The sequence below is a fragment of the Methanococcoides sp. genome (assembly GCF_030594565.1).
Taxonomy (GTDB): Archaea; Halobacteriota; Methanosarcinia; order Methanosarcinales; family Methanosarcinaceae; genus Methanococcoides; species Methanococcoides seepicolus.
The window spans coordinates 1-4,518 of sequence record NZ_JAUVEY010000162.1 but is presented as its reverse complement, the minus strand read 5'-3'; the positions used below and the strand labels follow the sequence as shown (position 1 = coordinate 4,518).

General features: G+C 44.8%; 9 protein-coding genes. 1 reads left to right on the top strand and 8 read right to left on the bottom strand.

Going from position 1 to position 4,518, the window contains the following annotated elements; all coding sequences use genetic code 11:
- Window positions 1-153: 153 nt before the first annotated feature.
- Genes QAS77_RS10750 through QAS77_RS10735 form a run of 4 tightly spaced genes read right to left on the bottom strand, consistent with a single transcriptional unit; the run spans window position 154 to window position 1,571 of the window.
- Window positions 154-384: a DUF5402 family protein gene (locus QAS77_RS10750; protein WP_250867838.1), complete on the bottom strand. Its 231-nt coding sequence runs from the start codon at window positions 382-384 to the stop codon at window positions 154-156.
- Window positions 272-541: a DUF5402 family protein gene (locus QAS77_RS10745; protein WP_305065500.1), complete on the bottom strand. Its 270-nt coding sequence runs from the start codon at window positions 539-541 to the stop codon at window positions 272-274. Before QAS77_RS10745 ends, QAS77_RS10750 begins: the two co-directional genes overlap by 113 nt.
- Window positions 538-1,380 carry a peptidase U32 family protein gene (locus QAS77_RS10740; RefSeq protein WP_305065501.1) on the bottom strand — a complete coding sequence of 281 codons (843 nt, stop codon included), beginning with the start codon at window positions 1,378-1,380 and terminating at the stop codon, window positions 538-540. Before QAS77_RS10740 ends, QAS77_RS10745 begins: the two co-directional genes overlap by 4 nt.
- Before the next feature lie 2 nt (window positions 1,381-1,382).
- Window positions 1,383-1,571 carry a hypothetical protein gene (locus QAS77_RS10735; RefSeq protein WP_305065498.1) on the bottom strand — a complete coding sequence of 63 codons (189 nt, stop codon included), beginning with the start codon at window positions 1,569-1,571 and terminating at the stop codon, window positions 1,383-1,385.
- Window positions 1,572-1,664: 93 nt separating this feature from the next.
- On the opposite strand from QAS77_RS10735, the gene QAS77_RS10730 reads away from it, so the two are divergent.
- Window positions 1,665-2,474 carry a sugar phosphate isomerase/epimerase family protein gene (locus tag QAS77_RS10730; protein WP_305065496.1) on the top strand — a complete coding sequence of 270 codons (810 nt, stop codon included), beginning with the start codon at window positions 1,665-1,667 and terminating at the stop codon, window positions 2,472-2,474.
- A 13-nt stretch (window positions 2,475-2,487) separates the two neighbouring features.
- On the opposite strand, the gene QAS77_RS10725 is transcribed toward QAS77_RS10730, so the two are convergent.
- The 4 genes from QAS77_RS10725 to QAS77_RS10710 all read right to left on the bottom strand — a co-directional run.
- Window positions 2,488-2,898: a universal stress protein gene (locus QAS77_RS10725; protein WP_250868164.1), complete on the bottom strand. Its 411-nt coding sequence runs from the start codon at window positions 2,896-2,898 to the stop codon at window positions 2,488-2,490.
- 161 nt (window positions 2,899-3,059) lie between these two features.
- Complete coding sequence (locus QAS77_RS10720; protein ID WP_305065494.1) at window positions 3,060-3,575, bottom strand: Fe-S-containing protein; 516 nt, start codon at window positions 3,573-3,575, stop codon at window positions 3,060-3,062.
- Window positions 3,576-3,581: 6 nt separating this feature from the next.
- Window positions 3,582-4,244: an ABC transporter ATP-binding protein gene (locus QAS77_RS10715; protein WP_305065493.1), complete on the bottom strand. Its 663-nt coding sequence runs from the start codon at window positions 4,242-4,244 to the stop codon at window positions 3,582-3,584.
- A partial coding sequence (locus tag QAS77_RS10710) for an ABC transporter permease (RefSeq protein ID WP_305065491.1) occupies window positions 4,237-4,518 on the bottom strand: 282 nt, incomplete at its 5' end. The genes QAS77_RS10710 and QAS77_RS10715, both read right to left, overlap by 8 nt.

Here is a 4,518-nt window from a genome sequence, read left to right as displayed (position 1 = left end):
TATAAGTGCGAATAATATACACTATCTTCGATATTTTAGCCACATATTACGTAAATATGGCATAGACTAACGTAAGATGGTCAGCATTATCTAAAATCATTCATAAACCTTTCGGAACTTTTCTGGAAAAAAAGGGTTCTGCAAGAATTATTCTCATTCTCGCCTGTCGAACCTTAGAATATAAATATCAGGACGTGGCTGCTTGCCGCTCCCTCTGCCAAAATCCATGTAACAATTGCTACAAAGCATACGTGCATTGATAGATGCGATCTCAGCAGTTCCAGGAATAAGGCGGACAAAAAGGAAAGAGGGGGTCGATCTCAAGGGATGTGACCGTTTCAGTAAAGTATTTGAGGATATGCTCTTCGAAGACCTCCAGATCATCCATTTGGAGTCCCCGCGTATTTATTGTAACACCGCCGCATCCACAGGGAAGGGCAAAGGCATCCATTTCGATTAGAAAGACAGGTATACCCAAAAGTTCCCGAAGTTTATTCTCCAATGCTCCACGTGCTTTCAGCATATCTTGTATAATAGTCATGTTCTATCTCCTGATGATCCCAATGATACCATACAACGTCCATTCTCATCCTGGGAATATACCCGAATGACCTTCTCAGCAAGGCGCTTACAATATCCACACTTGTGGCAGACCTTGTCGCATCTTTTCCATTGCTCGATGGCCCCATTCAGCTCACTGTTCGGGATAAAGAAATGGTCCTTCAGGTCCTTTATGCTATCCAAAAGGTCCATAAGATTGCCTTCATAGCTCTCATTAGCGTAAGCATCTACGGCATTAAGGATCCAGTTGACGAACTGCGTCCTGCCACCGATCTTGAATGTGTCCGTAATATGCCTATATTCCCTAAGGTCCTCCGGCCTGATCCAGGGGGATTTTAGGAGCTGTTGCGGATCATTGATCCTCAAGGACAGGCACTTGAAGTAGTAATAATCATCAAGCACATTCGGCTTTGGCCCCGGACCATTGGCATGTGAGAAGAAATTGAAGTGAGCATACCTGAAGGGGCACTGATACAAACATGCCTCGTTTACAAGCAGCTTCAGATCGCATGATACTGCGTCCCGTATCGCTTCCAGTTTATCGAATTGCCGATTCACTGCAGGATCGATGACTATCGTAGTTGCTCCAAGTTGTTCATAGAACTCGGCCTTCTGCGGAGAATCCACAAAAGAGAGTACCGAGACCACCACATCCATATCATAATCCTTTGCGAGCATTTCCACAAAAAGGGGATCTGCAACAGTGATCGAATCTATCCCGATGCCGTTCAACTTATCGAAATACCAATCGATGGTTCGGTAACCTTCCGGCGTAAGTTGCTGTCCACCCATACAGGAACTGTTAAGGACTATCTCCATCTTCACGCCTTATCATGTGCGCACTCTGTCTGTATAGCGATCTCCTCAAGCTTCGGCGCACTCAGGTTGGTCCTGCCAGTGCCAATATAATCGGGAGACTCTGCCATATAGACAGCATAGATGTCATCAGATCCTGAAAGCAGGTCTTCAAGTCCTTCAAGATGACCTACATGTGGTACATACAGCTTCATTGAAACCATTTAATCAGGTAAATTTAGATAAGGATTTTGGTTTGTTGCCCCATACCAAAATATTTATTAGAGGCTATTTTCGTTATAATCAATATGATCATAGGTGCATCCTCCTTTGCAGGCGGTCTTAAAGAGCTGGACCAGCATGTCAGATCCGTCGAGCTCTATATGCCAAAACTTGGAGTGTATGAAGGAAACTACCTTCAGAAAGACAGGTTAGAACAGATCCTCGACGAACTGTCCACATGCGATCTTGATACATCCATGCATGCACATTATTTTGCAGACGTTCCAACATATCCAAAAGAACTTGTAGTTGATACTGCATCCATGGGACCCATGCACTTCAAGCTGATGGAAGAATGCATAGCACTTGCAGGAAAGCTCGAAACGAAAGCAGTAGTCATCCATCCCGGCAGAGTTGGAGATGACAGACAAAGGTCCCTTGGCAGGATGACAGCTAATCTGAAAAGACTTGCAGCTTTTGCATCAGAGAACAATGTCATGCTAGGACTTGAGAACAAAGAGGCAACCGACCCCGGCAATCTCTGTTGTGAAGCAGAGGAACTGCTCAAAGTTGTAAATGAAGTGGATTCTACGAACCTTGGGGTGACATTTGACATCGGTCATGCGAACCTGACCTGCGGCGGAGACCATGAGAAACTGAACGAGTTCATCAGGACAGTATCAGAACAAGTGATACATGTGCACCTGCATGACAATTACGGAACGTGGACCTCCAATTACGATGGAGATGAGCACATGGCACCCGGAACCGGCACGATCGATTATTCAGTGCTTAATTCGCTTAAAGGTTACAAAGGGATATTCAATCTTGAGGTTTTTTCCATTGAAGATGTCCTTGCGGGAAAAGAGATGATCAGAGAGAATATCAGCCTTTGATCAACATTTTATTTTATAAACGAAATTCCGGCGGAACGACCAGAACAAGTATTGGCGACAGTTGAAGGACCTTCTGTGTCACAGAACCCATTATCTGTTTTATTCCAGTGTGACCGCGAGTGCCTATAACGATCCTGTCGACATTGTGCTTCTTTGCAGTCTTTACGATCATTTCTGCGGCATGCCCATCAACGATCTCCGAAATGAGGTTCTGCTCTTTACAGCCTCTTTTGAGAAGTTCTTCCCTTACGCTATTGATCACATGCTCAGCACCGTTCTCACGCCAAGTTTTCCTCCCAAGCCCCTTGTCTTCGACCACATGAACGATTATGACCTCCGAATCGTGTTTGCTTGCGATCTGACCTGCAACCATTGCAGCGTTTTCCGAATATCCTGACCCGTCAGTGGGAAGTAATATTTTCATATAATTTTTGGTTACTTTTTAAGTGTATTAAAGTTATTGGAGATCGACCTTTAGCAAATTTATTCTATATTTATTCAGGAATTGATCAAAAACGAAAAAATCAAAAATAAATGTAAAACAAAAATAAAACATCATGAAAAAAATGGAGGAAAGAGGAGCCTTTATCCCCTCTGAACTGTTTCGAGGTGAGCTGCCACAATAGCATCCAGCCCCATTACGACATTTCCATCAGATATGGTATAAGGAATGTTCTCTTTCGGATATGCCACGCATGACCCCTGGATACCTTCTCCGGTACTAGCATCAAACCTAGTTCTGCATGAATCGCAGACAAGTACCCCGTTGTCAAGGGAAAAACCAATTGAGCCACATGGCGGACAAACGTTCGATCTGACTATTATGTCGTCACCTAGCTTATAGGCCATAACTGCGATCTCACCTGTATCGGCATTTACCTTGAAATGAGTGTTTACATTCTCCTCGATCGCCTGGACAGGGATCGTAACAATATTGCCCGATACTTCCGGATCTATCCACGTTGCTGCAATAGGTTTAACGACAGATTCCGCAACAGGTTCAACAGCAGCTTCTGCCTGTGTATCATTTTCAAGACATCCGGGTACAAACGCAACCGCGATCATTATCAGCAGTATGGTCCCTATTAATTTTGAATTCATTTTATATCATTCCTTTATTTTTCCATCTTGTAAGTTGATGATCCTGTCCGACATTCTGGCAAGGTCGTGATTGTGCGTTATCATGACCACAGTCATATCGTCCTTCAGGGAATTGAGAAGGGAGATTATCCTCTCCCCTGTTTCTTTATCCAGTGCCCCAGTGGGTTCATCCGCAAGCAGTATTTTAGGACTCATGACCAATGCCCTTGCGATCGCGACCCTTTGTTGTTCCCCCCCACTGAGCTCAGAGGGTTTATGGTCCAAACGATGGGAAAGCTCCACTCTTTCAAGGGCATCAAGGGCTGCACTATGACCCTTATCCCCTGCAAAAACAAGAGGTAAGGCAACATTCTCGTATGCGGTAAGAGAGGGGATAAGGTGGAATTGCTGGAACACAAACCCCACTGTTCTCCGCCTATAATCGACCATCTCTTTCCGGGATATTGTAGTAATGTCATCCCCGTCTATGAGAATGGATCCTCCTGTGGGTCTGTCCAGCATTCCGATCAGGTTCATCAGGGTAGTTTTACCGGACCCGGATTGCCCCATGATAGACACAAATTCCCCATTTTCAATATCCATATCAATGCCATGCAGCACTTCAACATCATTAGGACCTATTTTGTAGCTCTTTTTCAATCCACTTGCATGGATCAGTCCGTTAGACACTCCTTAACACCTCCGCAGGGTCGATATTCAATGCACGCTTTGCAGGGATTATGGATGCGACAATTCCCACCATCACAGCCATACCGGAGACCAGAGGCAGAAGTTCCCACATTGGGAAAGGTTCAGCAAAGCCCAGTAAAGGGGCAATTAGGTAAGATAGCAAAGTTCCGGTCCCAAATCCAATGCTACCCCCGATCGTTCCGATCAATGCTCCTTCAAGGAACAACATTGATATGACCTGATGATCGCTTGCGCCAATCGCACGCATGATCCC